Annotated in this window: 24 protein-coding genes; 18 read left to right on the forward strand and 6 right to left on the reverse strand. The window is 60.2% G+C overall.

Annotation, left to right across the window (positions count from 1 at the left end; all coding sequences use genetic code 11):
* The first annotated feature begins 33 nt into the window (after window positions 1-33).
* The 13 genes from arc to JOD50_RS08615 all read left to right on the forward strand — a co-directional run bounded on the left by arc (window position 34) and on the right by JOD50_RS08615 (window position 16,120).
* Window positions 34-1,710 (forward strand): proteasome ATPase, encoded by a 1,677-nt coding sequence (arc, locus tag JOD50_RS08555; RefSeq protein WP_204881186.1) that lies wholly within the window; start codon window positions 34-36, stop codon window positions 1,708-1,710.
* Between the two features lie 2 nt (window positions 1,711-1,712).
* On the forward strand, window positions 1,713-3,431 hold the full coding sequence (dop, locus tag JOD50_RS08560) for a depupylase/deamidase Dop (RefSeq protein ID WP_204881187.1): 1,719 nt from the start codon (window positions 1,713-1,715) through the stop codon (window positions 3,429-3,431).
* Window positions 3,432-3,490: 59 nt separating this feature from the next.
* Complete coding sequence (locus tag JOD50_RS08565) at window positions 3,491-3,682, forward strand: ubiquitin-like protein Pup (protein WP_101630127.1); 192 nt, start codon at window positions 3,491-3,493, stop codon at window positions 3,680-3,682.
* Window positions 3,679-5,172, forward strand: a complete 1,494-nt coding sequence (locus JOD50_RS08570) for a proteasome accessory factor PafA2 family protein (protein ID WP_204881188.1) — start codon at window positions 3,679-3,681, stop codon at window positions 5,170-5,172. Before JOD50_RS08565 ends, JOD50_RS08570 begins: the two co-directional genes overlap by 4 nt.
* A gap of 83 nt (window positions 5,173-5,255) precedes the next feature.
* Entirely contained in the window at window positions 5,256-6,242 is a 987-nt protein-coding gene (locus tag JOD50_RS10640) for an FKBP-type peptidyl-prolyl cis-trans isomerase (RefSeq protein WP_204881189.1), read from the forward strand.
* Window positions 6,243-6,310: 68 nt separating this feature from the next.
* Window positions 6,311-6,712, forward strand: a complete 402-nt coding sequence (locus tag JOD50_RS08580) for an FKBP-type peptidyl-prolyl cis-trans isomerase (RefSeq protein WP_101630130.1) — start codon at window positions 6,311-6,313, stop codon at window positions 6,710-6,712.
* Between the two features lie 52 nt (window positions 6,713-6,764).
* Window positions 6,765-8,870 carry a WYL domain-containing protein gene (locus tag JOD50_RS08585; RefSeq protein WP_204881190.1) on the forward strand — a complete coding sequence of 702 codons (2,106 nt, stop codon included), beginning with the start codon at window positions 6,765-6,767 and terminating at the stop codon, window positions 8,868-8,870.
* Window positions 8,871-8,878: 8 nt separating this feature from the next.
* Entirely contained in the window at window positions 8,879-9,280 is a 402-nt protein-coding gene (locus JOD50_RS08590) for a hypothetical protein (RefSeq protein WP_204881191.1), read from the forward strand.
* A gap of 129 nt (window positions 9,281-9,409) precedes the next feature.
* On the forward strand, window positions 9,410-9,682 hold the full coding sequence (gene tatA, locus JOD50_RS08595) for a Sec-independent protein translocase subunit TatA (RefSeq protein ID WP_204881192.1): 273 nt from the start codon (window positions 9,410-9,412) through the stop codon (window positions 9,680-9,682).
* Between the two features lie 45 nt (window positions 9,683-9,727).
* Window positions 9,728-10,513, forward strand: a complete 786-nt coding sequence (gene tatC / locus JOD50_RS08600; protein ID WP_204881193.1) for a twin-arginine translocase subunit TatC — start codon at window positions 9,728-9,730, stop codon at window positions 10,511-10,513.
* Between the two features lie 126 nt (window positions 10,514-10,639).
* Entirely contained in the window at window positions 10,640-13,657 is a 3,018-nt protein-coding gene (locus tag JOD50_RS08605; protein WP_338052084.1) for a DEAD/DEAH box helicase, read from the forward strand.
* Complete coding sequence (locus JOD50_RS08610; protein WP_204881195.1) at window positions 13,650-15,380, forward strand: amidohydrolase family protein; 1,731 nt, start codon at window positions 13,650-13,652, stop codon at window positions 15,378-15,380. Before JOD50_RS08605 ends, JOD50_RS08610 begins: the two co-directional genes overlap by 8 nt.
* Window positions 15,381-15,385: 5 nt before the next feature.
* A complete protein-coding gene (locus JOD50_RS08615; RefSeq protein ID WP_204881196.1) occupies window positions 15,386-16,120 on the forward strand; it encodes a polyprenol monophosphomannose synthase in 735 nt (244 codons plus the stop codon).
* 115 nt (window positions 16,121-16,235) lie between these two features.
* Here the strand turns inward: JOD50_RS08615 and JOD50_RS08620 are convergent, their stop codons facing one another.
* The 5 genes from JOD50_RS08620 to JOD50_RS08640 form a co-directional block, all read right to left on the reverse strand.
* Window positions 16,236-16,583 (reverse strand): RNA polymerase-binding protein RbpA, encoded by a 348-nt coding sequence (locus JOD50_RS08620; RefSeq protein ID WP_204881197.1) that lies wholly within the window; start codon window positions 16,581-16,583, stop codon window positions 16,236-16,238.
* 139 nt (window positions 16,584-16,722) lie between these two features.
* Complete coding sequence (locus tag JOD50_RS08625) at window positions 16,723-17,700, reverse strand: SPFH domain-containing protein (RefSeq protein WP_204881198.1); 978 nt, start codon at window positions 17,698-17,700, stop codon at window positions 16,723-16,725.
* Window positions 17,701-17,703: 3 nt separating this feature from the next.
* Window positions 17,704-18,165, reverse strand: a complete 462-nt coding sequence (locus JOD50_RS08630) for an NfeD family protein (protein ID WP_204881199.1) — start codon at window positions 18,163-18,165, stop codon at window positions 17,704-17,706.
* Between the two features lie 48 nt (window positions 18,166-18,213).
* On the reverse strand, window positions 18,214-19,167 hold the full coding sequence (locus JOD50_RS08635) for a methyltransferase domain-containing protein (protein ID WP_204881200.1): 954 nt from the start codon (window positions 19,165-19,167) through the stop codon (window positions 18,214-18,216).
* Between the two features lie 44 nt (window positions 19,168-19,211).
* Complete coding sequence (locus tag JOD50_RS08640; RefSeq protein WP_204881201.1) at window positions 19,212-19,844, reverse strand: peptide deformylase; 633 nt, start codon at window positions 19,842-19,844, stop codon at window positions 19,212-19,214.
* Window positions 19,845-20,004: 160 nt separating this feature from the next.
* On the opposite strand from JOD50_RS08640, the gene JOD50_RS08645 reads away from it, so the two are divergent.
* Both JOD50_RS08645 and JOD50_RS08650 read left to right on the forward strand, forming a co-directional pair.
* Window positions 20,005-20,370 (forward strand): DUF3054 domain-containing protein, encoded by a 366-nt coding sequence (locus JOD50_RS08645; RefSeq protein ID WP_204881202.1) that lies wholly within the window; start codon window positions 20,005-20,007, stop codon window positions 20,368-20,370.
* Window positions 20,371-20,541: 171 nt separating this feature from the next.
* A complete protein-coding gene (locus JOD50_RS08650; protein ID WP_204881203.1) occupies window positions 20,542-20,823 on the forward strand; it encodes an Lrp/AsnC family transcriptional regulator in 282 nt (93 codons plus the stop codon).
* A gap of 137 nt (window positions 20,824-20,960) precedes the next feature.
* On the opposite strand, the gene trpD is transcribed toward JOD50_RS08650, so the two are convergent.
* On the reverse strand, window positions 20,961-22,004 hold the full coding sequence (gene trpD / locus JOD50_RS08655) for an anthranilate phosphoribosyltransferase (protein ID WP_204881204.1): 1,044 nt from the start codon (window positions 22,002-22,004) through the stop codon (window positions 20,961-20,963).
* Window positions 22,005-22,237: 233 nt separating this feature from the next.
* Here trpD and ctaE point away from each other — a divergent pair, with 233 nt between their 5' ends.
* The 3 genes from ctaE to qcrA all read left to right on the forward strand — a co-directional run bounded on the left by ctaE (window position 22,238) and on the right by qcrA (window position 24,884).
* Complete coding sequence (gene ctaE / locus JOD50_RS08660) at window positions 22,238-22,888, forward strand: aa3-type cytochrome oxidase subunit III (protein WP_109302949.1); 651 nt, start codon at window positions 22,238-22,240, stop codon at window positions 22,886-22,888.
* Between the two features lie 58 nt (window positions 22,889-22,946).
* On the forward strand, window positions 22,947-23,747 hold the full coding sequence (qcrC, locus tag JOD50_RS08665) for a cytochrome bc1 complex diheme cytochrome c subunit (protein ID WP_204881205.1): 801 nt from the start codon (window positions 22,947-22,949) through the stop codon (window positions 23,745-23,747).
* An 81-nt stretch (window positions 23,748-23,828) separates the two neighbouring features.
* A complete protein-coding gene (gene qcrA / locus JOD50_RS08670) occupies window positions 23,829-24,884 on the forward strand; it encodes a cytochrome bc1 complex Rieske iron-sulfur subunit (RefSeq protein ID WP_204881206.1) in 1,056 nt (351 codons plus the stop codon).
* Window positions 24,885-24,886: the final 2 nt, after the last annotated feature.

Consider the following 24,886-nt stretch of genomic DNA (forward strand, 5'->3'; position numbering starts at 1 on the left):
CTCGGCGTAGTTGCTAACGCGTAGGGTGGAGGTATGAGCGATCAAGCAACCACCCCGTCGTCCTCACCGGCTCTAGGTGCTGAAGTAGAGAGAGGTGCTGAGGTAGCGAGCGAGCTTGCAGAGGTTAGAAGCCGCAACATCGAGCTGTCCCGTCGAACCGAAGACTTGAACCGGCAGAACGCCCGGCTCGTGGATGCGTTGCGTCGTTCACGTGAGGCGATCGACGGGCTACGGGCTTCGCTGGAGCGGGACGGTGACTTTCCGCTGACGCATGCCGTGGTGGTGGCTCGCCATGAAGCGATCACTGACCGAACCCGTGCGATCCCGGGGGCATCCGGGGCAGGTGTGGACATCCTTCACGCTGGCCGAACCGTGCGCACCGGGATTTCGCCTTTGTTGGAAAGCGATCTTGTTGTCCCCGGCGCCGAGGTCTTGGTCAACGAGTCACTCATCGTGGTCGCGGTTCTTGGCCAGCGGGGGACCGGTGCCGTAATGACGGTGGTCGACACGGTGGATGCTGATCGTCTTGTTGTGTCGATGCGGACGGGGGAGCGGGTCGTCGTCCGGGTTGCGCAGGCTTTGGTGCGACGCGGTGTGCGGCCTGGTGAGCTCGTGCTAGTGGACGCCAAGACGGACATGGCGCTCTCGACGATCACGGTGGATTCGGGGACCTCTGGTTTGCAGTTGGCCGAGGTACCGCGGACGACGTACCAGATGATCGGTGGCTTGGATCAGCAGATCACGCAGGTGCGAGACGCGATCGAACTGCCGTTCATCCACCGCGAGAAGTTCGAAGCGTACGGCCTCGAAGCCCCACGCGGCGTCCTGCTGTACGGCCCTCCTGGGACCGGTAAGACGATGATCGCGCAAGCCGTCGCCCATGCGCTCAGCGAGCAAACCGGTTCTTCCGCGTACTTCCTCAACGTCAAAGGTCCCGAACTGCTCGATAAGTTCGTGGGCGAAACCGAACGTCATATCCGCCTGATCTTCGACCAGGCCCGCGAACAAGCGGCAGCAGGCCACCCCGTCGTTGTGTTCTTCGATGAGATGGATGCTTTGTTCCGCACCCGCGGAACGGGTGTGTCCTCCGATGTTGAAACCACGATTGTGCCGCAGCTTCTCGCGGAAATCGATGGGGTAGAGAAGCTTTCGAACGTGCTCGTGATCGGCGCGACCAACCGCGCCGACATGCTTGACCCTGCCGTTTTGCGTCCTGGACGCCTCGACGTCAAGGTGCGCATCGAACGCCCGGATCGCGCGGCAACGCTCGACATCCTGAGCCGCTATCTCAATACAGAAACTCCGCTTACCGCAAGCGAGCTCAGCTGTCACACGGACGCAGCCGCGGCGACCGCCCACTTGCGCGACGTAGTCGCCCAGGAGGTCTTCGACGTTGACGCGCCGCTGTTCGAATGCCTGGATGACGACGGCAGAACCCACTACATCGGTAGGTCCCAGCTCATTTCGGGCGCGGTGATCAAGGCAATCGTGGACCGCGCTAAGCGTGCCGCGATCAAACGCGACATCGAAGGCGGCGAGCCGGGCCTCGATGAGTCCGTGGTGCGCTCGGCCGTGCAGGGCGAGTTCGCGCACTCGGGCCACATGCCAACGCAAGGATCCCCGGATGAATGGGCCCGCATCCTGGGCCTCAGTACGCCAGCCGGAACCCGCATCGTGAGCGTGCGCCGCATCGAACACAGCGAGCAGTAGCCATGCGTGAGGCACAGCATCCAGTTCCAGAAGGGCTGACCGCGACCGGACTCGTGGGGCGAACCCCGGGCGAACGCGTCATGGGCACCGAGACCGAATACGGGATCATCGCGCCCGGCTCAGAACTCACGCCAACACAGCTCTCCGCTGCGGTTGTCACGGCGATGGGCGAGGCGCTTGAAGAGCTTGACTCGGCGAGCGCTGCGGCACCGTGGGATTACCTGCACGAGCGCCCTCTGGATGATGCTCGCGGATTTTCGATGCGACGCGCAGACGCGCACGAATCGCAGCTGACGCACGAGGGCACCTCTGTCGCTGCTGGAGCTTCGGCAGCTGGTGACTGTGCCGGCGCTGGAACGGGCGCTGCCGGAGCGCGGTCGGCGAGCGGCCGTATCCTCATGAACTCGGTTCTCGGCAATGGGGCACGGTTTTATGTTGACCACGCGCACCCCGAGTACTCCTCACCCGAGACCACGAACTCCTATGATGCCGCGGTGTGGGATCAAGCGGGGGATCGCCTCGCAAGCGCGGCCGCCCGCTACGCGAGCGAGCGCATCGGACACGAGGTGATCTTGCATAAGAACAACGTTGACGGCAAGGGGGCCTCGTATGGGACCCACGAGAACTACCTGACGCCGCGGGCTTTGCCGTTCGATGCTCTGGTTGCGGGGCTGTTGCCGTTCTTCGCGTCGCGGCACATTGTGTGCGGTTCGGGCCGCGTTGGGCTCGGGCAATTCGGGGAACAGCCAGGTTTTCAGATTTCGCAACGTGCTGATTATTTTGAACAACGCGTTGGGCTGGAGACGACATTGCGGCGGCCTCTCGTCAATACGCGCGATGAGCCCCACGCCCAGCAACATCGTTTCCGCCGTTTGCACGTGATCGTGGGGGACGCGAACTGTTGGGGTGTTTCGACCCACGTTCGGTTGGGCGCAACGAATTGGGTTTTGCGGCTCATCGAGGCGGGGCATGCACCACGCATCGGGCTCGCCGATCCTGTGGCAGCCGTCAAGGCTTTCTCCCACGATCCATCTCTTCGCGCAACAGTTTCCACTGTTGATGGCCGGAGCCTCAGCGGCCTGGACATCCAGGAAATGTTCCTCGAAGCCGCAGAGAGGTATGCAGGAGAGAACTGGGCGGCAGAAGAGGCGGCGTCCGATGCGGTCAGCTCTGGCGCTGAACGCGGTGCGCTGGTCTTGTGGCGCCGGATCGTCGATACGTTGCGCGCAGACGATCCGGTGGCCGACCGGCTGGTTGAATGGCGCGGCAAATACTCGTTGTTGCGTGCCTATGCGGCTAGAGCCGGCCTTGACGCCGCGGACCCCGCAACGTGGGATGCAGACCAGCTGAAACTGATCGACCTTCAATGGTCTGACCTGCGGGCAGGCAAAGGGCTTGCGTGGGCGCTCGAACGCGCCGGCAAAGCAGAAACCGTACTCGCTGGTGCCGACATCCAAGCCGCACTCACCACGCCTCCAGCGACGACCCGGGCATGGGCACGCGGCCAGGCTGTGACCACATTCGGAAGCCAACTGACATCTGCATCGTGGGACAGCCTGACCTTCGATGTTGACGGCCGCATCGAACGCGTCGACATGCCTGTGCCGTGGGCCGCAACCAAGCACGAGGTTAGCACCACATCGCTGGCCGAATTCTGCGAGAGCATCGAGGCTTCGGAACACACGAACGCGCCGACCGCGAGCGATCCCCACGCCCTCTAACACGGCGGTTTGTAGCATGGAAGCTAACGAGAACCGGCCCACGAGCTAAGGAGAACAACATGGCTCAGGAACGTATTAACCAGCAGAGCTCAGCGCCTGCTGAGCAGAGCAACGAAACCGTCGACGCCCCGCAGATCAACACCCAGGGGCAAGACGCGGGCGTTGACTCGATCCTTGACGAAATCGACGGCCTCCTGGAAACCAACGCCTCCGAATTCGTCTCCGGCTACGTCCAAAAGGGCGGGCAGTGAGCCTAGACAATGTAGCCGCGAACCGCATCGTAGGCCTGGAGACCGAATACGGGCTCGCTTACAGTGCCCGCAGCGGCCGCACACCTGACGTTGACGACGTCGCTAAGCACCTGTTCCAGCCGGTGATCGATTGGGGGAGGGCCACGTCGGTGTTCCTCCCGAACGGTTCGCGGCTCTACCTCGATGTGGGGTCTCACCCCGAGATCGCGACCGCGGAATGCTCGCTGCTGAGCGAAGTCCTGGAGCAAGACCGAGCGGGAGCGCGAACTCTCGAACGGCTCGCACAGATAGCGCAAGGCGCGTGGGAGGATTCTCCGCACCCTGGAAGCATCCACCTGCTGCGCAACAATATGGACTCGGCAGGTAACGCGTTCGGTTGCCACGAAAACTATATGATTCCGCGCAAACTCGGTGCCGCACGTCTTGCGCACACGCTCATCCCGTTCTTGGTGACTCGCCCGCTGATTTGCGGGGCGGGCCACATCCGCTTGATCGATGACCGGCCGCGGTACGTGCTGTCGCCGCGCGCCCGGCACATGTGGGAAGCCGTGTCATCTGGTTCGACGCGCTCCCGCCCGATGATCAACACGCGCGATGAACCACACGCGGATGCCGCGAAGCATCGCCGCCTGCACGTGATCGTGGGGGACACCAATGTCTCTGAAGCGTCAACGTTGCTCAAGGTCGCCTCGACGTGGCTTGTGCTGGATTGGCTCGAGGCCGGCGGAAGATCGGAACTCGGCGAGATTGACCAGCCCGTGGATTCGCTGCGTGCCGTGTCTGATGACGCGGACGGCCACACGATGCTGACCTTCGACACGGGGCGCCGCATGAGCGCGGTTGACGTTCAAGACTATTTCTATGAACAAGCCGCAGCACACGCTCAACGTAGCGGTGCAATCGAGCGGGATCCGCTGATGCGTACCGCGCTGGATCTGTGGCGCCGGACGCTCGATGCGTGGCATGCCGAAGACCTCAGCAGCGTCGCGACGACGCTTGACTTTGAAGCGAAGCGGCGCCTTCTGGACCGCTACGCGCAACGCCGAGGAGTCGACTGGGACGATGCCTCGGTACGCCGCCTCGAGCTCGCCTATCACGAACTCGCTCAGCCTCATGCCGCGTCACTCCAGGAAAAGCTCGAGACATCCGGGCTGCTTGAACGCATCACAACGCCCGATGCGGTTGAGATTGCACGTGTACGTCCTCCTCACACGACGCGAGCGCTTTCACGCGGCGCCTTGATCGCGGCGAGCCACGCAAGCGGGGCAAGCTATAAAGCGGACTGGATGACGTTCCGGCTCAGCGACGCAACCGAGACCAAAGTCCTCATGCCAGACCCACTTGAGGCCGCATCGTCTGCTGCATCCGAGCTCATTGGCACGCTTCCTGGGAGCCATAAGCTCACGGAGCCTGGAGCGAGTGCCGCCGCGATCGTCGACGAGGTTTTCGCAAGCCTTGACGAAGACTCTATGGTCCCCGGCGGACTGTAGAGTTAACCCACAAGACGTAACGTCACGCATTCTGTAACGTCACGGCGGCCCCGCCGTGTGCAAACTGAGAAGGAAGGTTTTCAGTGCGCAAATTAGCTGCTGCAACCCTGGCCGGTGTGCTGGCCTTGTCCCTGGCCGCATGCTCAGGTTCGAAAGAAGAACCAGAGAATTCCACATCGGGGGATGCGCAACTTCAAACCCCTTCACAGAGTGCTGACAAGGGCGACGCAAGCAAGCCCGTCGACTTGAGCTCGGTCAAGATCACTCATGACGGCAAGGACTCCGTATCTGCTGAGTTCGATACCCCGCTCAACGGCAACAAGCCGCTAGCGAAGGTCATCAACAAGGGCGACGGCCCCAAGGTCAAGGACGGCCAGAGCCTCCAGCTGCGCATGGCGACGTTCGATGCAGCCACCGGCAAGGAACTCCAGCCGGGTAGCTATGAGCAGGCACAAGGTCTGACCTTGGAAAAGGATGCTCTGGCTGGTGTCGAAGGGCTGTACGAGGGTCTCAAGGAAGCCACGGTAGGCTCCGATATCGCTTACTTCATCACGACCCCTAACCTGGATAGCCCGCAGCTGTGGGTCATCCACGTTGAGGAAGCGAAAGACCCTTCCGTGCAGTGGAAGAAAGCCACGATGCGCGGCGATAAGCCAACGGTCGACAAGGGCAAAAACGACACCTACACGGTCAACATTCCTAAGTCGGATGCGCCTAAGAAGCTGATCGTCGATGTCATTGAGGAAGGTAAGAAAGGTCCAAAGGCCACCAAGGAATCCAAGGTGACCGTCCGGTACGCCGGCGCGAAATGGTCTGACGCTAAGCAGTTCGACGGCAACTTCGATGCTCCAGAGTCCACTTCCTTCGGCCTCAACCAGGTCATCGAAGGTTGGACGGAAGGCCTCGAGGGCCTCAAGGCTGGCACGACCGTGTTGCTCACGATCCCGGGCGAGAAGGCATACGGCGAAGAAACCCCGGGCCAGCAGAGCAGCTCGCCAATGGGCACGCTCGTATTCCTCGTGACCATCGAGAAGGTCGAAGACCAGGGCGACCCTCGCGACAACGACTAACCAGCGGGCGATATAGCCTCGCTGATCACACGTGCCAGAACAGGGTGCCAGAACAGGAGAGAATCACCATGTCATTCGGACAGCGAAACTTCGACCTCGACCGGGAAAAGCCAGAAATCGATTTCCCGGGAGCCGATGTTCCTACTGAGTTGAAGATCATTGACGAGATCGAGGGCACCGGCTCCGAGGTCAAGCGTGGATCCCACGTCACGACCCACTACGTCGGCGTCGCGTTCTCTTCGGGTGAAGAGTTCGACGCATCGTGGAACCGCGGCCAGCCGCTCGAATTCACGGCGGGCATTGGCCAGGTCATCCAGGGATGGGACGAAGGCCTGCTCGGCATGAAGGTCGGTGGCCGTCGTCGCCTCGAGATCCCAGCGAACCTCGCATACGGCGAGCACGGAGCGCCTCCAGCGATCGGCCCTAACGAAGCCCTCATCTTCGTTGTCGACTTGCTGGCCGTCCGCTAAATCCACGTACCCGATGCGCGCGAGCTAAGCGCGTAGCGTAGAGATACAGCCCGTGAGCAAAAGCAACATCAAGCCTGTGAGCCCTGCGGCGAAAGCCGTGGGGCTCATGCGCGTGCTCACATCAACCCGCATCGGGCTCACAGCAGCCATGCTCCGCGATCGCATCCCCGATTATCAGGGCTTAAGCGACGCAGCTTTCGAGCGCGCATTCGAACGCGACAAGAGCCGGCTACGTTCCCTCGGAATCGAGCTTACGGTCGAAAAGCTTGAGGCAGACGCCCTCGGGGAGGTGCGGTACCGGATCGACCTGCCCGCGCATCGGCTGCCTGAACTGCATCTGAGCGATCAAGAACGTCTTGTGACCGCGCTAGCCGCGGCCGCTGTGGGCGGTAGCGGATGGGGATCCCACGCGCGTCGGGCATCCGTGCGGCTTGGGGGAGTGAGCGCATCATCGCCTGGTGCTGCCGCTGGTGCGCGCGCTGAGCTGTCAAGCCCGCCCGACGCGGCCGAGGCGCTCATCCTCGCGGCATTGTGCGAGTATCCAGTCTCTTTCGATTACCGCGCGGCCAACGGCGAGCATACCGAACGCCGGATCCTGCCGTGGGGTGTTGGCCAGCAGGCTGGCCGCTGGTACGTGTTCGGGGGCGACATCGAGCGCGGCGGCGAGCGCATGTTCCGTCTGGATCGAATCCAGGGGAGTGTTGCGCAAGCAAATGTTCGCAAAGCGGAGATGGTCCACGAGATCTATGGACGCCCAGACAAGTTTTCGATGCGGGACGAGCTCGCCCGGCTCACGCATCGTGACCTGCTCCAGGAGGTGTGGGTTGCTCTGGCGGAAGGGGCAGGCGCTGAGCTGAAAGCCCGCGGCCGATCCATGGTGGAGGACCGTGGTGTTGAGGTTGTCGCGGTCAATGGCGTGTATTCCGATGTGGTTCGCGAGTGCGCGGCCGTTGGTGCCGCTGTTGTGGGCCCCGGTGATGTCGCTCAGGACGTCGCGGATACCGCGCTGATTGAGGCAGCACTGGCCGCACATGATTCGGCTGGCGAGGATCAGTCGTCGCCTCGTTTGCGTTTATCTGCAGGCGGAAGGCCGTCGACTGATCAGGTTTTGGCAGACGTCATCAGTTTGGCTTCGGTGATTCAGTCTGAAGGGGCCCAAGATATTGACGAGCTTGCTACGCGTTTTGCGGTGCCTCGTTCTGAGATTGAGCGGTGGCTCGCCACACTCGAGTTGGGTGCGCACATCGTAGAAGACGTTTCAACCGATCAGGCGAGCTTCGGGCTACGCCTTGATGGCAATACCGTTGAGCTTTCCGCCGATGAGGCGCTCACGTATCCGCTGAACGTTTCACTTCAGGAAGCTACGGCTTTACTGCTGGGTTGTGAGCTGTTGATGTCCGTCCCTGGCCTCGAACCGTCAGTGCACGATGCGGCGGACGCCGTGGTTGAAAAGCTCACGCAGGCGCGTGCGCAACTCAACGATTTCAGCGCGATCGTGGCGATCGAATCCGGACAGCTTCGCGGTGAAACCTTGCGGCTTGCTGAGATGCTGGGGCAGGCGATTGCTGAACAGCGCACGGCGCATATGCGTTACGCGAGTTTCGAAGCGACGACCGAACGGAACATCGACCCGCTCACGCTTGTCCGCTTTGACGACAAGCTGTATGTGAGGGCGTGGTGTCACCTGCGTGGTGGGGAACGCACGTTCAACGTTGAGCGGATCGTCAATCTGGAAGTGACTGACAAGCAGGCAACCCACACGTTGTCCGATGAGCACCCAGCGACCTCTACCGGCTTTGCAAGCGGCGGTGGCTTTGTAGGCGGCGGTCGCGGTACCGAAGCGTTGCTTGGGTTCGGGCGGGATTCCCAGTGGATGGTTTCCTCGTTCCGGCCGAGCGTGACGCGGCGGACGGACACGGAGGTCATTGCTCGAGTTAACGTTGTGAGCGCCGAATGGATTGCCCAAACTGTTGCCGAAACCGGCGGTGACGTTCGGATCGTCTCGCCTCCGCATCTGCGTGATGACGTCCGTGAGGCGCTTGAAGACCTGCTGGAGAGTTCACGCCGTTGCCGTACAGTGGGCACTGAGCTGGTTTCTCAACTAGCTGTTACACCCACAAAGAATCTCAACCCCACAAGCAAACAGGAGCAAAAGTGAATTGGTTCATGTGGACCTTGTTATGGCTCGCGCTTTCGTTGGACCTGATTGCGATGCTCGCGTGGGGTGTCCTGCATCTGTGGCGTAAGTTCCGCGCGTCGATGGTGGATGTTGCACAGGCGGGCGACAAGGTTGCCGATGCGCTACAGACTGAAGCCGATGAGGTTCCTTCTTTGCCAGCTGAAGATCGTCACGGAACCCCAGTGGGCTGGGACGCTACGTTCGCTGACCCAACCGTGGTACGTGCTGGACGCGCCATCAAGCGTGACGAACGTGTTGAAGCCCGCCGGAAGCGGCGCATCGACATGCTGTGGGCCACCGGGCGTCCACGCCGCTGGGGTGACATCCATGACAATGATGAGGCGGCTGTGGATGGGACTGCCGTCGCGGATGAGCCTCGCGGCGTGTGAATTCAACGGCCCAGCCTCCGGTGCCGTTGCTCACGGGGACGAAGGTACCCCTGCACTAGAATAAGAGAAGCTAGCTGACAACCCATGTTTGGCGGGTTGTCTCACCGAACACTATAAGGAGCAGCAACTATGCATCCGCCGTCACCCATGGCCTGGGCGATCATCATTGTCGTCATTCTTGTGCTCTTCGCGTTGCCCAAGTTGCCGAAGATCGCGCGCAGCCTGGGTGAATCTACCCGCATCTTCAAGTCGGAAATGCGGCAGATGAAGAAGGACGAAGAAGCGGAACGTAACGCCAGCAAGGACGGCGCCGCGGAGTCCGGCACGGCTGAGAACCAGGCGAAGGAACCTCTCGAAGGCCGCATCGTAGACACCCCGCAGGCTCGGGAAGACAACAAGTAATTCTTAGCGGTGTCGAGTACTCGGCGGAAGAATACCGGCGGGCATATGCCCTTAAAGCGGCACTTTAAAGAGTTCCGCAACCGGCTCATCGTTTGTGTTATTACGCTACTGATCACGTCCATCGTCGGCTTTTTCCTCTATAAGCCGGTGATGGCGTTCCTGATCGAGCTTGTTTCCGACCTCGGCGGAATCATTAACTTCGGTTCGGCGATCGCTCCGCTCGATGTGATGATCAGGGTTTCGCTGTGGATCGGCATGGTCCTGGCGGCGCCGATGTTCATTTGGCAGATCTGGGCGTTCATTGTCCCGGGTCTGCTACGGAAGGAAAAGCGGCTCACGATCTCGTTTATGAGTGCCGCGATCCCACTGTTTTTGCTGGGTGTCGCGCTGGGTATCTATGTGATCCCTCACGCGCTGCGGTTCTTCCTTTCGCTGACTCCTGACAACGCGGGCAACATCATCCTGGTTAATGATTTCCTCCCGTTCGTGACGCGATTGACGATCGCCTTCGGTATCGCGATGGTCCTGCCAGTAGGCATGGTGGGGCTCAACGTGGCCGGTATTTTGCCGGCGAAATCGATCCTGAAACACTGGCGCATCACGGTATTCCTCATCACCGTGTTTTCTGCGATTGCGGCCCCGGGCGGCGATGCGCTGAGCATGTTCTTCATCGCAGGCCCGATGCTGGTCTTGTTTATCGCGGCGACGTTCTTCTGCTGGGTTCTTGACCGGCGGCGTGCAAAGCGTGAAGCGAAGGCTCGCGCGGATGGACCTAGCGCGGTTGAAGCGCCGCGTACCGTGTCCGCGCCCAAAGGAAGTGATGATCTTTAGAAGACACCGTGATTGAGGCGTGCATTTGCGCAGCAAACATCGTCCGTATGTAACTCTTTGAGACCGCCACCATGGGTTCCTCTGTGAGAGGCCCAGCCCGAGTCAAGAATGTATCGAGGACAAGACGTGTCATCTGAAGTAGAGGGGCTCAGCCCCGCCGAACGTTTCCAAGCAGCCGCGGAAAGGCAGCGTCGGAGCCGGACCGAAGTGGGCAGGTTCGCATCAACGTTTTCGTTCGATTTGGATGAGTTTCAGCTCTCGGCCTGCGAAGCCCTTGAAGAGGGCCGCGACGTGCTGGTGGCGGCACCTACGGGAGCCGGCAAGACCATCGTGGGCGAATTCGCGGTTCATTTGGCGCTTGCCCGTGGAACTAAGGCTTTCTACACGACGCCGATCAAGGCGCTATCGAATCAGAAGTTTTCTGACTTCGCCCAGACGTATGGCGCACACAACGTCGGCCTGCTGACGGGTGACACGAGCATCAATTCGGAAGCGCCCATCGTTGTCATGACCACCGAGGTTCTCCGCAACATGCTCTATGCGGGGTCGACGACGCTCGATGGACTCGAGTATGTGGTCATGGATGAGGTGCACTATTTAGCGGATAAGGACCGGGGTGCTGTCTGGGAGGAAGTGATTTTGCACCTGCCGCAGCGGGTTCAAGTTGCCTCGCTATCGGCCACGGTTTCGAACGCGGAGGAGTTCGGCGGTTGGTTGAACTCGGTGCGTGGAGCCACCGACGTTGTGGTGACCGAGCACAGGCCAGTCCCGTTGAGCCAGCATGTTTTGGTGGGTAAGCAGCTGGTAGATCTGTTTGCTGAGGATGTTTCTTTCGACGAGACCGCGGGTGTCGATCAGCTCGTGAATCCGCACTTGATGCGGTTGGCACAACAACAGAATTCTCGCGATGGTTTGCGGGACTGGCGTTCGCCTCGCGGCGGTTCACATGGGCGTGATGAGCGTGGACGCCGCGATCAGAAGGGGCGCCGCGGCGGCCGTCATGGCCGCGGGCGCGGGCGTCAAGGTGGACGTTCGCGGCGTGCCAAGGAATTCAAAGAGGATGCGCTGCGCTATAGCCGCGGGGAGACATACGCGGCTCACCGGGCTGACCGCAGCGAGCATGGACGCATCGGGCATGAGCAACATGAGGAATATCATCTGGTGCCGTCGCGGGCGCAACGCCCCGACGTTGTGATGACGCTCAAGAAAGCTCAGCTACTTCCTGCGATCGTGTTCATTTTCTCGCGTAAGCAGTGTGATCTCGCGGTTCAGCAGTGCATCAACGCGGGTCTTCGGCTTGCAGATAAGCATGAGCAACGGCTGATTCGCGAAGAGCTCGATGAGGTGGCCCAGAACCTGCCAGCTGAAGATCTCGATGTGCTGGGTTACTGGCAGTTGCGTGAGGGTCTGCTGCGAGGTGTCGCGGCCCACCACGCGGGGATGGTTCCGGTGTTCAAGGAAGCCGTTGAGCGGTTGTTTGTCCGTGGCTTGATCAAGGTCGTGTACGCGACCGAGACCCTTGCGCTCGGTATCAATATGCCGGCGCGCTCGGTGGTACTTGAGAAGCTCGACAAGTTCAACGGCGAAACCCACGTGCCGATCACCCCGGGCGAGTACACCCAACTCACGGGCCGTGCTGGCCGCCGAGGCATCGATGTCGAGGGTCACGCTGTTGTGACGTGGCATCGCGGCATGGAGCCGGGCGAGGTTGCTGGTTTGGCTTCTAAGCGTACGTATCCGCTGAACTCTAGTTTCCGCCCGACGTACAACATGAGCCTCAACCTCGTGCGACGCTTGGGTGCTCCGAAGGCACGTGAGGTCCTCGAACGTTCATTTGCCCAGTACCAGGCCGACGCATCGGTTGTTGGTCTTGCTCGCCAACTCGATTCACGTGAAGAGTCCCTCGATGGCTACGCGGAGGCGATGGCTTGCCACCTGGGCGACTTCAAGGAGTACGCGCAGCTTCGCGCCGAGCTTTCGGCGGCGGAGAAGGCCGCATCGTCGGGTCGGAATCGGGCGCGCAAGAGCGCGATCGAGATGTCCTTGGATTCGCTGATGCGCGGTGACATCATCGAGGTCGGGGGACGCCGTGGGCTTGGCGTGGTCGTTGTGACGCAGCCGAGCCCATCTTTGCGGGATCCGCGGCCATTCGTTGTCACGATGGAAGGCGCGGGCCGCCGCTTGAGCGTCAACGACCTGGACACGCCGGCCGAGGTGCTGGCTCGTGTCAAGGTGCCTAAATCCTTCAAGGGAGCCTCACCGAAGGAGCGGATCGAGCTGGCGCGCCGCGCACGTAACGCTGTCGCTAACAGCTCTCAGAAACATCGTCAGGCGTCAGTGGGCTTCGCATTCCCTGGACAGCAGGATGCGACAGAGCGCATCGAGGAGTTGCGTTCTAAACTCAAGGCTCATCCGTGCCATCAGTGCCCCGAGCGGGAACAACACGCGCGCTGGGCCGAACGGTATCAGCGTCTCAAGCGGGATACGGACCGGATCCACGGCGAGATCCAGGCGCGAACCAATTCGATCGCGCGGACTTTCGACCGTGTGCTGCACGTTCTTGAAGAAGTCGGCTACGTCAAGGGCAGGGGCCAAGAAGCTCGGGTCACGGATGCCGGCACAGTGATGTTGCGCATGTACGGCGAACGCGACCTGCTGACGTGCCTCGTGGCCAACACGGGCCTGTTTTCTGGTTTGTCTCCGGCCGCGATGGCGGCCGCCGCGACGATGTTTGTTTTCATGCCTAAGCGCGATGCGGATGTGGTTCCGCACGTATGGCCGACCGCTGTGCGTCCCATCTGGGATGAAGCCGTCAGCATCGCTGAGGAGCTCACTCATCTCGAGAAGAAGCACCACATCGAACCCACGCCGGCACCGGACTGTTCGCTCGTTCAGCCGATGCACAGCTGGGCGATGGGCGAAGACCTCGCTGACGCGCTGTTCGCCTCGCCGATCGAGGCCGGCGATTTTGTGCGTTGGGCTAAGCAGACCATCGATTTTCTGGGTCAGATCGCGAGCAACGAGGCGATCGCACCAGATGTGTGTGCGACCGCATCGGCCGCCGCAGACCTGATCTCGCGAGGCATCGTGGATGCGTCATCGGTGATTGAAGAAGCGTTAGAAGAAGAGGAAACAGGTGACTAAGCCGGTCATGTACGTCGGCGCTGCGATTTACGCGCCGGAGGACCCGTTCGCCACAGCGATGTTGGTTGAGAACGGAACCATCGCGTGGATGGGAACCCACGCTGCCGCGAAGAGCATCATGTCGGACGCGATGACCGTGGTCGATGTAGAGGGGGCGCTGATCGCTCCGGCGTTCGTGGATTCGCACGCGCACATCACCGAGACGGGCCGGCACTTGGCAACCCTCCAGCTGGATCATGTCCGCTCCAAGCAGGAGTTTCTCGACGAATTGTCCCGCTACGCTAAGGGCCTTGATCCCAAGCAACGCGTGCTGGCTTCCGGTTGGGACGAAACCCTGTGGGACGATCCAGGGGCACAGGACAGCTCCGATGCTGATGCGGATGCCGACGCGAATGCTGCAGTCTTGCCGACTGTCGCGGAGCTGGACCGTGCTGTGGGCTCGCGCCCGGCGTACGTGCTTCGCCGGGATCTGCACACGGCTCTCGCTTCGAGCGCGGCGCTGACTGCGGCCGGGCTTGAGGTTCCATCCGGGGATCTTGACGGTGCATGGATGAGCGAGCATGAACATCACGTTCTGCGCGAGTGGGCGCTCACTGCAAGCGACGACGAACTCCGCTTATGGCAACGCGCAGCTCTGAGCAGCTTCGCGAAAACCGGGCACGCGCTGGTCACGGAGATGTCGGCGCCGCACGTGTCGGGCCGCCGGGACCTCGATGTTCTGCTCGCCGCGGGAGAGGAAGAAGCGCAGGCGCTCCCGTCGGTACATGCGTTCTGGGCGCAGCTTGTCGAGACCGAAGCGGAAGCGCGCGAGCTTGCCGACTCTTTCACCTCCAACAGCCGCTACCGGTGTCTGGCGGGCATCGGCGGGGACTTGTCGATGGACGGCTCGATCGGCGCCTACACGGCGGCTTTGCGGCACGACTATGCGGATGCGCCGGGGGAGAAGGGGCAACTACTGTTGACCCCGCAACAGGTTGCTGCGCACGTGATTGCGTGCGTCAACGCTGGCATTCCAACCGGTTTCCACGCGATCGGTGACGCCGCTTTGGACGCTTTGCTCGAGGGGTACAGGTGCGCCGCTGAGGAGGTGGGCGCGCGGGCTATCCGTCAGCAGCGTCACCGCATCGAACACGCTGAGATGTTGGAGGCCCATCACATCGAGGCGATGTTGGAGTTTGGCCTGACCGCGAGTGTTCAGCCTCGTTTCGATGAGTTGTGGGGCCACGCGGGCGACATGTATGAGGCTCGCCTTGGCGTTGAGCGTGCGGCAAGCATGAACCCGTTCGGTTCGCTATCTGCGGCAGGCGTGCCGCTCGTGTTTGGCTCGGATGCGCCGGTGACTCACGCTTTGCCGTGGAAGACGATTCGGTCCGCTATGCATCACCACGATGCGGGACAGACTCTTCCCGCACGCGCAGGTTTCCTCGCGCACACGCGCGCCGGCTACCGTGCACTCAACATCCCTGACCCAACCGCTGGTGTATTGCGTTGGGGTGCCGCTGCGACGTTCGCGATCTGGGAGCCGAGCGAGCTCATCGTGGGGTCGACTGACCTTTCACGAACCAGTTTCTCGACGGACGCGAGAGCCCGTACCCCGATGCTTCCGGACCTTGAAGCCGATTCCTTGCCGGAATGCTGGGCTACCGTTCGTCACGGCGAGATCCTGTGGGACGGCAAGGGCTTGCACGGTGAACTTCACAGCGGATCGGAAGGGCTAGAATGACCACTGTGCGTGTACTGACTATCATCCCTACCTACAACGAGATCGAGACGCTCGAAAGCATTGTCAAGCGGGTCCGTTCAGCTGTACCGGACGTCGACATTCTGATCGCTGACGATAATTCCCCGGACGGTACCGGCAAACTTGCCGATGAGATCGCGGAGCATGACTCTCAGGTTTTCGTTCTGCATCGTCCTGGTAAGCAGGGCCTCGGCGCTGCTTACCTTGCAGGTTTCGAGTGGGGCAAGGAACGCGGCTACGACGTCTTGATCGAGTTGGATGCGGATGGCTCGCATCAGCCGGAACAGTTGCCTCGTTTGCTCCGTGCGATTGAGCGCGGCGCGGCTGCAGTGATCGGTTCCCGTTGGGTGCCTGGGGGAGAGGTCAAGAACTGGCCTGCGTCCCGCAAGGTTCTTTCGAAGGCGGGATCGTTTGTTTCCCGTTTCTTCTTGGGGCTCAATCTCAAAGACATCACTGCAGGCATGCGTGCCTACAAGGCTGAGATTCTTACGGATGAGTTGCTCGGTTCGATCGAGTCCGTGGGCTACGGATTCCAGATCGATATGACGTTCCAGATTGCGTTAGCTGGCCACAAGATCGTGGAGGTTCCCGTGACCTTCATCGACCGTGAGCTGGGTGAGTCGAAGATGAGCGGCAACATCATCGTTGAGGCGCTACTGAACGTGGTCAAGTGGGGTTTGAAGGCTCGCGCCAAGAAGCTCGCGAGCTTGCTTAGAGGTTAGAAGTCCACGGCTAGAAGCCTGCGACTTGTAACGTTAAGCGTGTGGGCGGTGTCGACATCCAATGTCGACACCGCCCACACGCTTAAGTTCAGGGGAAGCGTTTACTTCTTTGAATTCACTTTTTTGGCTTCTCTCCGCGGGCTTCGCGGAGCTGGTTCAAGCGGTCCTTGAGGATCACTTCAAGCTCGTCGAACGAGCGGCGTTCAAGCAGCATATCCCAGTGGGTGCGGACAGGCTTTTCCTTGGTCGGTTCCTCTTCGCCACCGTCAATCCGCTTAGCCTTCTTGCCGGTCTTGGTGTACCAGACGGTAGGTACTTCGGCTTCGAGGGCGAATACGACGTCCATGCGTTCGCCGTCTTCGGTCTCGTATGTCACGGTCTGGCGTGCTGCAGGTTCAACGCCTGCTTCGGACTCCATCGACTGAGACCCAAGACGCATACCGCGTAGGCTGCGATCGCTCACACATTCTCCTCAGTGTTAGCTTGTCGTGATGATTCATTCTCCGGGTTCAACAACGGTGAGTGCGAGATTATTCCCGCACTCACCGTTATACCTGGAAAAGTAATGCCTTAGTTCTTCTCGGCGTTAGTTTTTCTCGGCGTTAGTTTTTCTCACCGGGCTCGGCAGAGCCATCCGTGTCAGCAGAGTCTGCGCCGAACGCGCTACCGAAGCTCGCCCCAGTCGCACCGAACGCGTTGCCGAGGCCCTTCATGGCGTCGGTCACGTCGGTCGGGATGAACCACAGCTTGTTGGACTCGCCTTCGGCGATCTTAGGCAGCTGCTGCAGGTACTGGTAAGCAAGCAACTTAGGCGACGCATCAGCCGAGTGGACGGCCTCGAAGACGTTGCGGATCGCTTCAGCTTCACCCTGCGCGCGCAAGACAGCGGCTTTCGCTTCACCTTCAGCCTTGAGGATCTGAGCCTGGCGCTCACCTTCAGCGGTCAGAATCTGGGACTGCTTGACACCCTCAGCGGTGAGGATCGCGGCGCGGCGGTCACGTTCAGCGCGCATCTGCTTTTCCATCGAGTCCTGAATCGACATTGGCGGGTCGATCGCCTTGAGCTCTACGCGGGATACGCGGATGCCCCACTTGCCGGTCGCCTCGTCGAGGACGCCACGGAGCTGGCCGTTGATGCGGTCACGGGAGGTCAGCGCTTCTTCAAGGTTCATGCCACCCACGACGTTACGCAGGGTAGTGGTGGTCAGCTGCTCAACCGCGCGGATGTAGTTCTCGATCTCATAGGTCGCGTCCTTCGCGTTGGTCACCTGGTAGTAGACGACCGTGTCGATGTTGACCACGAGGTTGTCTTCGGTGATGACAGGCTGCGGCGGGAAGGTCTGGACCTGTTCACGCAGGTCGATGACCGGGCCGAGGCGGTCGATGAAAGGAACCACAAGCGTCAGGCCGGCTTTAGCTGTGCGGTGGTAGCGACCGAGGCGCTCAACAATGCGTTCGCGGGCCTGCGGGATGATGTGGATGGACTTGACGAGGACGATGAGCGCAATGATCACGACCACGAGCGCAACAACGAGCGCCGGGGAGATGAATGGCTCCGAAGAGGATTCAAACGGTGACATGTTTTAGCTTTCGTATGTCCGGACAGGGGAGATGTAGGCGGTTGCACCCTGGACACGATCGATGACGACGTGTTCGCCGGGTGCGATGCCTTGAGCGAGGGTCGTGCGGGCGGTCCAGGTGTCGCCGTGAATGCTGATCAGCCCGGTGTGGTGGGTGACACGCTCTAACACGACGGCGTGGCTGTTGATGAGGCGGTCAACATTGGAACGCCCGTCTGACGTTCGTTTACGCAACATCCGCATCGCGAACGGACGTAGCGTCAACATGAGGATCAGCGAAACCGCGCTGAACACGATGAGCTGGAGCCAGAACTCGGCATCTGCCAGCGCAGTGAAGGTCGCGACGAGGGCGCCCCCTGCAAGCATCGCGAACCATAAATCGAGCGATAGCATTTCGATGCCCAGCAACAGGAGCATCACGACGAGCCAGAAGGCCCACCCGTTTTCGAGGATCCATTGCATCATGGCTTTATTTTGGCATGAGTCGATCTTTTATGGGAGGTTATGCGGGCCTTATGCGAGATTTTGCGTAAAGACGCTGACTTGAACGTTGCACGTGACGCTCAGCTGAGCCAGCTCGGTTTCGTCAGGCGTGAGCTCGATCGATTCTCGTTCAATGCGTTGGGTGATCTCAGCCCGGCTCTGGTGGTGGCCGGCAGGTCCCATGTGCGCTAGCGCGGCAACCGCATCGTGAGTCAGCTGCATCGAACGTTTGATGGTGTATTCGCCGGACAGCGCGAAGCCGTGGCGGTCGGCTTCCTCAACAAGCTGTTGTTGCTTGTGTTCGTGAATCTGTAGAAGGCCCGCGAGCTCTCGTACTTCCACGAGGTGTTCGGGTAGGGGAGTCACTACGATCAGAGCGCCCTCGGCCTTGAGGACTCTGTGAAACTCTGCCCAGTTGCGCGGCGCAAACACGCTGAGGATTGCGTCGGCACAATGCGAAGCCACGGGCCACGCGCGCCACACGTCCCACACGAGCGACAATGTGCCCTCGACCTGCGCGGCACGCTGGGCGGCCGCCGGCGACATATCGAATCCGAGCCCACGCGCGTATCCTGCAAGCCCGTCCAAAGCGTGCTTGAGGTAATAGCCCGTGCCGCATCCGGCGTCGAGCACGAGGGGAGAGGCGCATGAATCATTATTCGCGATGGTGTGACCCGCGTGTTCCGCGATGGCGGTGCGGATGGTTTGTGCGATGGGTTCGTAGTGCCCGGAATCGAGGAACTCGACCCGTGATGCGACCATCTCGCGGGTGTCCGGCGTGAATGAGGTGCCGCGTCCCGTCAGTAGGTTGATGTGGCCTTGGCGCGCCGCGTCGAATCGGTGGCCCTCAGCGCACGATGCGAAGGTCGGCTTACCGTTTTCCTTGCGGTGAACGGTTAGCGGCGCTGAGTCGGTGCCGCATACGGGGCACGTGAGTGGCCAGGGAGCGGTGCTCGCTGCAGTGTTTGTATTATCTATTGTCATCAATTGAACCCTTGTGTAAGGGGAGTGGGAGCGATAGAATCGCTTTAGAAGTGCAACGCTTCCCGGGCTTCGTCGGCCGTTGGTGAAGCCCACATGTGCGCGTAGTTCTCATCGGTGCAGATACTGCGGATATGGGCCTTGTCGATGTAGATGATGCCGGCGAGGTGGTCGGTTTCGTGTTGGAAGATGCGGGCTTGCCAGCCTGAGAGTTCGCGCGTGTGTCGTTCTCCGTCAAGGCCAAGCCAGGTCGCGCGGATATCGGCTGGGCGTTCGACCGCCGCGGTGTAACCGGGCATCGAGAGGCAACCTTCGTAATGTGTCGCGGTGCGGGTTCCGATTGGCTCATAGGACGGATTGAGTACGACCATGAGTTCGAGCTTTTCGCGCTCGCGCGCTTGAGCGAAACCTTCTGGGATGTCGCACATGTCCTCAAGGACCGCTAGACGCAAGTTCACGCCAACTTGAGGTGCTGCGACACCAACGCCTGGCGCATCGTGCATTGTGGCAACCATGCGGTCGACGAGCTCACGCAACTCAGGTGTATCGTTGCCGTCCCAGTCGTTGCAAAGCTGACGTAAAACTGGATCGCCGACGTGCACGAGTGGCAATGGCTGTACGGTCTCGTCGTGTGTTTCGTCGTCGCGTGTTTCATTGAGTTCAGAGGACATGTGCATCATTATCGCACTGTGTGTACGCATCATCGGCGCGTTCTCGGCATCCTATATGAAACGCCGATAATCTACATTATGTCAAGTAGTGCTGAGAGGCGCGCCCCGGCAACGAGATGTTCCCTCATGTGACGCTCCGTGCGCCCCTCTCCCGCATAGACTTATGAGTATGCAACGTTTCGTGTGGATCCTGTGGCTCATTGTTGACCTCGCGCTCATGGTTGTCTTTGCAACCACTGGTCGTAGTTCGCACAACGAGGAACTCAGCGCAGGCGGCATTTTCAAGGTCGCATGGCCGTTCATGGTTGCCGTACTGATCGCATTCGCTGTGACGCGTGGTTGGGAAACTTACTGGAAAATCTGGCCGCACGGTTTTATCTATTGGGGCCTCGTCGTCATCCTGGGCATTTTGCTACGTGTTATCGCCGGCTCGACCGCGGCCTTGCCATTCATCCTCGTCACCGCAGGTGTGCTTTTCTTGTTCCTGATTGGCCGGCGCATGATCAGCGGTCTGTTTATGCGCCACCGTGTCTAGTAAGAACTGTCTAGTAGGGAATGTCGTCTAGCGGGCGAGACCGTCTCGCGCACAACACACCCGCCACTTCCCTACCGTTTCCCATAATTTACGTGTCTATGCGCCGCGTTCGTTTTTCGCGCGTAAAGTGGCTAACAGGACTTGGCTAACAGGATTTAGATAAGGATTGTCATGATTACTGCATTCGTCATGATCGACGTTGAAGCCGATCGCATTCCAGAAACGGCTCAGGAGATTTCTGAGCTCGAGGGCGTATCTGAGGTTTATTCCGTTGCAGGTGGCGACTGGGACCTCATCGCGATCGTCCGTGTCATGAACCACGAAGACCTCGCCGAGGTTATTCCGAACCATCTCAACAAGGTTCAGGGTGTCGTGTCCACGACCACAAACATCGCCTTCCGTGCTTTCTCGCAGCACGATCTCGAAGCCGCGTTCTCCCTTGGCCTCGAGTAAATCGAATAAGCGCTATTCCCATTAACGCGTGGAGGCGTGGCTAGCTCCGGAACGAGCTAGCCACGCCTCACTGTTTGCTAGGCCATTTGTTCCTAGGTCTTATCCCCTAGGTCTGCCGTTGAGCTTTCCTAAATTGCTTAGCTTTCTTGGGTTGCAGATACCCATGCTTCGAGCACCTTCTGAGCGGCGCCCGAATCGATCGATTCCTCTGCGGCGGAGTACTTCGCTGCAATCCGATCTTTGAAAGAGCCTGTTGCGTCCTGATCGAAAGCAACCAGTGCGGCAGCTGCGTTGAGCAGAACCGCATCGCGAATAGGGCCCTTCTCCCCCGCCAAGACATCGCGCACCACCTGAGCATTGTGATCAGCGTCCGCGCCGCGCAAGTCGTCCAGGGTGGCCCGCGGAACACCGATGTCCTGAGCATCAAACATAAAGGTTTCGATGTTGCCGTCACGGACTTCCCACACCTTATTAGACGCGGTGGTTGTGAACTCATCGAGGCCATCTTCGCCGCGGAACACGAGCCCCCGCTTACCGCGCTTGGCCAGAACGCCAGCCATGATCGGCGCCATTGGAGCGATCGCGCAACCAATCACAGACGCGCTCGGGTCCGATGGGTTGGTGAGCGGACCCATGAAGTTAAATGCCGTCGGCACGCCAAGTTGCGCTCGTGCAGGAGCGGCAAACCGCATCGATGGGTGGAATACCTGAGCGAAGCAAAACGTCAGTCCAGCCTTCTCCAGAACAGATAGGAGCTTCTCCGGTTCGATGTCGAGCCGGACTCCGAGCGCCCCGATCACGTCAGCTGAGCCCGACGAGCTGGATGCTGCACGGTTACCGTGCTTGACGACGCGCGCGCCCGCACCAGCGCAAACCAGCGAAGCCATCGTCGAAATATTGACGGTGTTCTGGCGGTCACCGCCGGTGCCGACGATGTCGAGGGTCTCACCCGTTACATTGAGCGGACGAGCGGCCGCGACCATCGAATCAACGAGGCCTGTGAACTCATCAACCGTTTCACCTTTCGACCTCAATGCGGTCAAGAAGCCTGCAACCTGAGCGTCGGTTGCGGAACCTTGCATAATCTCCCGCATCGCCCAGGCGGCCTGACTTGTCGAAATGTCACGACCATCAATAAGGGGTGCGAGGATCTCGGGCCAGGTGAAAGTTTCATTAGTCATCGTCACGTGGCCAGATTACAAGGTCACGTGGCAACAAGCGGTGAACGTGACGACAATCATGTAACTCTTTCCGGTTAATGGCCACCTAGTGCTTTATAAGACTGACAGCGACATGCCGGAGCCTATGTTGCGAAACCTTCAAAAGCCCGTGAGTAAGCGGTTAAACGGTCATGCAAGACATCTGAAGCGGCGTGCCGTTGGGCAAAATCGATCTAAATAGGGATAATGGATCCGTGACCACTGCGACTTCATCACTCAGCAAGCAGGGGCAGGCCATTCCTCGCCGCCCCAACATGGTGGCCGTCGGAACCATCGTTTGGCTGTCGTCCGAACTGATGTTCTTCGCGGCTCTCTTTGCCATGTATTTCACCCTCAAGGCCACAAGGCCAGACGTCTGGGCTGCGGATACCCAGCACCTGGCCTTCCCTCTTGCCTTGATTAACTCGACGATCCTCGTGCTTTCGTCGTTCACGTGCCAGATTGGTGTGAACAAGGTTGAAGCACACGGTAAGCCTGCGGTTCCGCGGCGTACCGGTGGAATCTTCGAGATCAGCAAGTGGGGGCTGGCGGAATGGTTCATCCTGTCGTTCCTGATGGGTGCCATCTTCGTTGCCGTGCAGTCCTTCGAGTACGCCGAACTTGTACAGGCAGGCGTGACGTTCTCGTCGTCGGCCTTCGGCTCCGCCTTCTTCATCACCACGGGCTTCCACGGCCTTCACGTGATCGGCGGTTTGATTGCCTTCCTGATCGTCATTGGACGTACCTACATGGCACGCAACTTCGGTGCCCATGAAGCGTCCTCTGCCATGGTCGTCTCCTACTACTGGCACTTTGTCGACGTAGTGTGGGTGGCCCTGTTCATCATCATCTACATCCTGAAGTAGTACGCGGCGTAGCCCGTCATCACTTCATTGCCCACAAACCCGAATTGAGGATCCGCACGTGAAGGCTTTGTCCCAGCGCCGGCGATCGCCCCTCGCTCTCCTCGCCTTGCTTGTGCTCGGCTTGGTAGCGACCGGTGGTGTATACACAATTGCCGGTTCCGTAACTTCCGCCAATGCTGACGCCCAGGCTGTCGCCGAGGGTGACGTAGAAAACGGCGGCAAGCTTTTCTCTGCTAACTGCGCAACCTGCCACGGCGTTAACGCCGAAGGCACCCCTGCTGGCCCAAGCCTGATTGGTGTAGGTGCAGCATCAGTTGACTTCCAGGTTGGCACCGGCCGTATGCCTATGCAGATGCAGGGCCCACAGGCTCAGATCAAGCCAAAGCAGTTCTCCGAGCAGCAGACCGCCGACCTCTCGGCTTATGTCGCTTCCCTCGGTGCAGGCCCAGCTATTCCGTCTGACGACGTTCTGGACCACTCCAACCTGACTTCAGAAGAGATCGCTGACGGCGGTACGATCTTCCGCGTCAACTGCGCTATGTGCCACAACGCTGGTGCATCCGGTGGTGCTCTGACCCGCGGTAAGTACGCACCAACCATTCACGGCGTTTCCGAGAAGCACATCTATGAGGCCATGGTCACTGGTCCTCAGAACATGCCAGTCTTCAACGACACCAACCTCCCGCCTGAGCAGAAGCGCCAGGTTCTCGGTTACCTCAAGATGCTTGAGAACGAGGGCAACCCAGGCGGCTTCCCACTCGGTGGTTTGGGTCCTGTGGCTGAGGGTCTGTTCATCTGGACAGGCGGCCTCGCCCTGATCATCTCGTTCACCATCTGGATCACGTCGCGTCGCGCCTAATGATCCACGTGCTCCCCGGCTCCGGCCGGGGACGCATACGTCATCTCCACTTGCACATCTAAGAGAAGGTAGTAAGCCACTATGAGCGACGAACGTCACGGCAACCCGCACACGTCGGGTGCCGTCGATCCGGTCGGTCAGGGGGGAACTTCTAAGGAGTTCCAGAACCCCGGTCTACCGCCGCACACCCCGCGTATCACCGACGTTGATCCGAAGGCTGAAAAGCGAGCATCTCGCCAGGTCTTCGTTTTGTTCCTGATCTCGATCCTGGGAACAATCCTGTTCTTCTTCGGTTACTTCGGTGTCGGCCACACCGGCATCGAAATCGGCACCAAGCTGCGTCTGCAGAACACCCTCATCGGTCTGGGTACCGCATTCGCGATGCTCGGCATCGGTCTCGGCATCATCCACTGGGCTAAGTCCCTCATGCCAGACCACGAGGTCATTGAAGAGCGCCACGAGCTTGCCCCAGAAGCTGGCCGTGCTGAAGCTCAGCAGATGATGGAAGAGATCATTGAAGAGTCCGGTATGAGCCGCCGTAAGGTCCTCACCGGTACCCTCATCGGTGCAGCAGCAATCGCACCGCTGCCAGCGATCTTCATGTTCCGCGACCTTGACCGCAGCAAGAAGACCGCAAACCAGATGGTCGACCAGCTTCGTCACACGATGTGGCACGAAGGTGTTCGCCTGGTTCGTGACCCTTCCGGTCTGCCAATCAAGGCTTCCGACATCCAGATCGGCTCCGCAGTACACGTCATCCCTGAAGGCCTCAACGAGCTCAAGGAGAACAAGCTCAACGAAAAGGCCAAGGCTGTTGTGCTGGTCATGCGCCTGTCTGAAGAGAAGATGCACATCTCCCCTGGCCGTGAAGACTGGCACGTCAACGGCATCGTTGCATACTCCAAGATCTGCACCCACGTCGGTTGCCCGATCGCACTGTACGAGCAGCACACGCACCACCTGCTGTGCCCATGCCACCAGTCGACGTTCGACCTCACGCAGGAGTGCAAGGTTGTCTTCGGCCCGGCGTCGCACGCTCTGCCGCAGCTTCCAATCACCGTTGACGATGAAGGCTTCCTTGTCGCCCGTAGCGACTTCCAGGAGCCTGTCGGCCCGAGCTACTGGGAGCGTGGTTGATC

It is taken from the genome of Pseudoglutamicibacter cumminsii (genome assembly GCF_016907775.1).
Classification (GTDB): domain Bacteria; phylum Actinomycetota; class Actinomycetes; order Actinomycetales; family Micrococcaceae; genus Pseudoglutamicibacter; species Pseudoglutamicibacter cumminsii.

Coding starts and splice junctions, on each gene's coding strand:
- arc (WP_204881186.1), top strand. CDS start 34: ATGAGCGATCAAGCAACCACCCCGTCGTCCTCACCGGCTCTAGGTGCT.
- dop (WP_204881187.1), top strand. CDS start 1,713: ATGCGTGAGGCACAGCATCCAGTTCCAGAAGGGCTGACCGCGACCGGA.
- JOD50_RS08565 (WP_101630127.1), top strand. CDS start 3,491: ATGGCTCAGGAACGTATTAACCAGCAGAGCTCAGCGCCTGCTGAGCAG.
- JOD50_RS08580 (WP_101630130.1), top strand. CDS start 6,311: ATGTCATTCGGACAGCGAAACTTCGACCTCGACCGGGAAAAGCCAGAA.
- JOD50_RS08590 (WP_204881191.1), top strand. CDS start 8,879: ATGTGGACCTTGTTATGGCTCGCGCTTTCGTTGGACCTGATTGCGATG.
- tatA (WP_204881192.1), top strand. CDS start 9,410: ATGCATCCGCCGTCACCCATGGCCTGGGCGATCATCATTGTCGTCATT.
- tatC (WP_204881193.1), top strand. CDS start 9,728: ATGCCCTTAAAGCGGCACTTTAAAGAGTTCCGCAACCGGCTCATCGTT.
- JOD50_RS08625 (WP_204881198.1), bottom strand. CDS start 17,700: ATGTCACCGTTTGAATCCTCTTCGGAGCCATTCATCTCCCCGGCGCTC.
- JOD50_RS08630 (WP_204881199.1), bottom strand. CDS start 18,165: ATGATGCAATGGATCCTCGAAAACGGGTGGGCCTTCTGGCTCGTCGTG.
- JOD50_RS08635 (WP_204881200.1), bottom strand. CDS start 19,167: ATGACAATAGATAATACAAACACTGCAGCGAGCACCGCTCCCTGGCCA.
- JOD50_RS08640 (WP_204881201.1), bottom strand. CDS start 19,844: ATGATGCACATGTCCTCTGAACTCAATGAAACACGCGACGACGAAACA.
- JOD50_RS08645 (WP_204881202.1), top strand. CDS start 20,005: ATGCAACGTTTCGTGTGGATCCTGTGGCTCATTGTTGACCTCGCGCTC.
- JOD50_RS08650 (WP_204881203.1), top strand. CDS start 20,542: ATGATTACTGCATTCGTCATGATCGACGTTGAAGCCGATCGCATTCCA.
- trpD (WP_204881204.1), bottom strand. CDS start 22,004: ATGACTAATGAAACTTTCACCTGGCCCGAGATCCTCGCACCCCTTATT.
- qcrA (WP_204881206.1), top strand. CDS start 23,829: ATGAGCGACGAACGTCACGGCAACCCGCACACGTCGGGTGCCGTCGAT.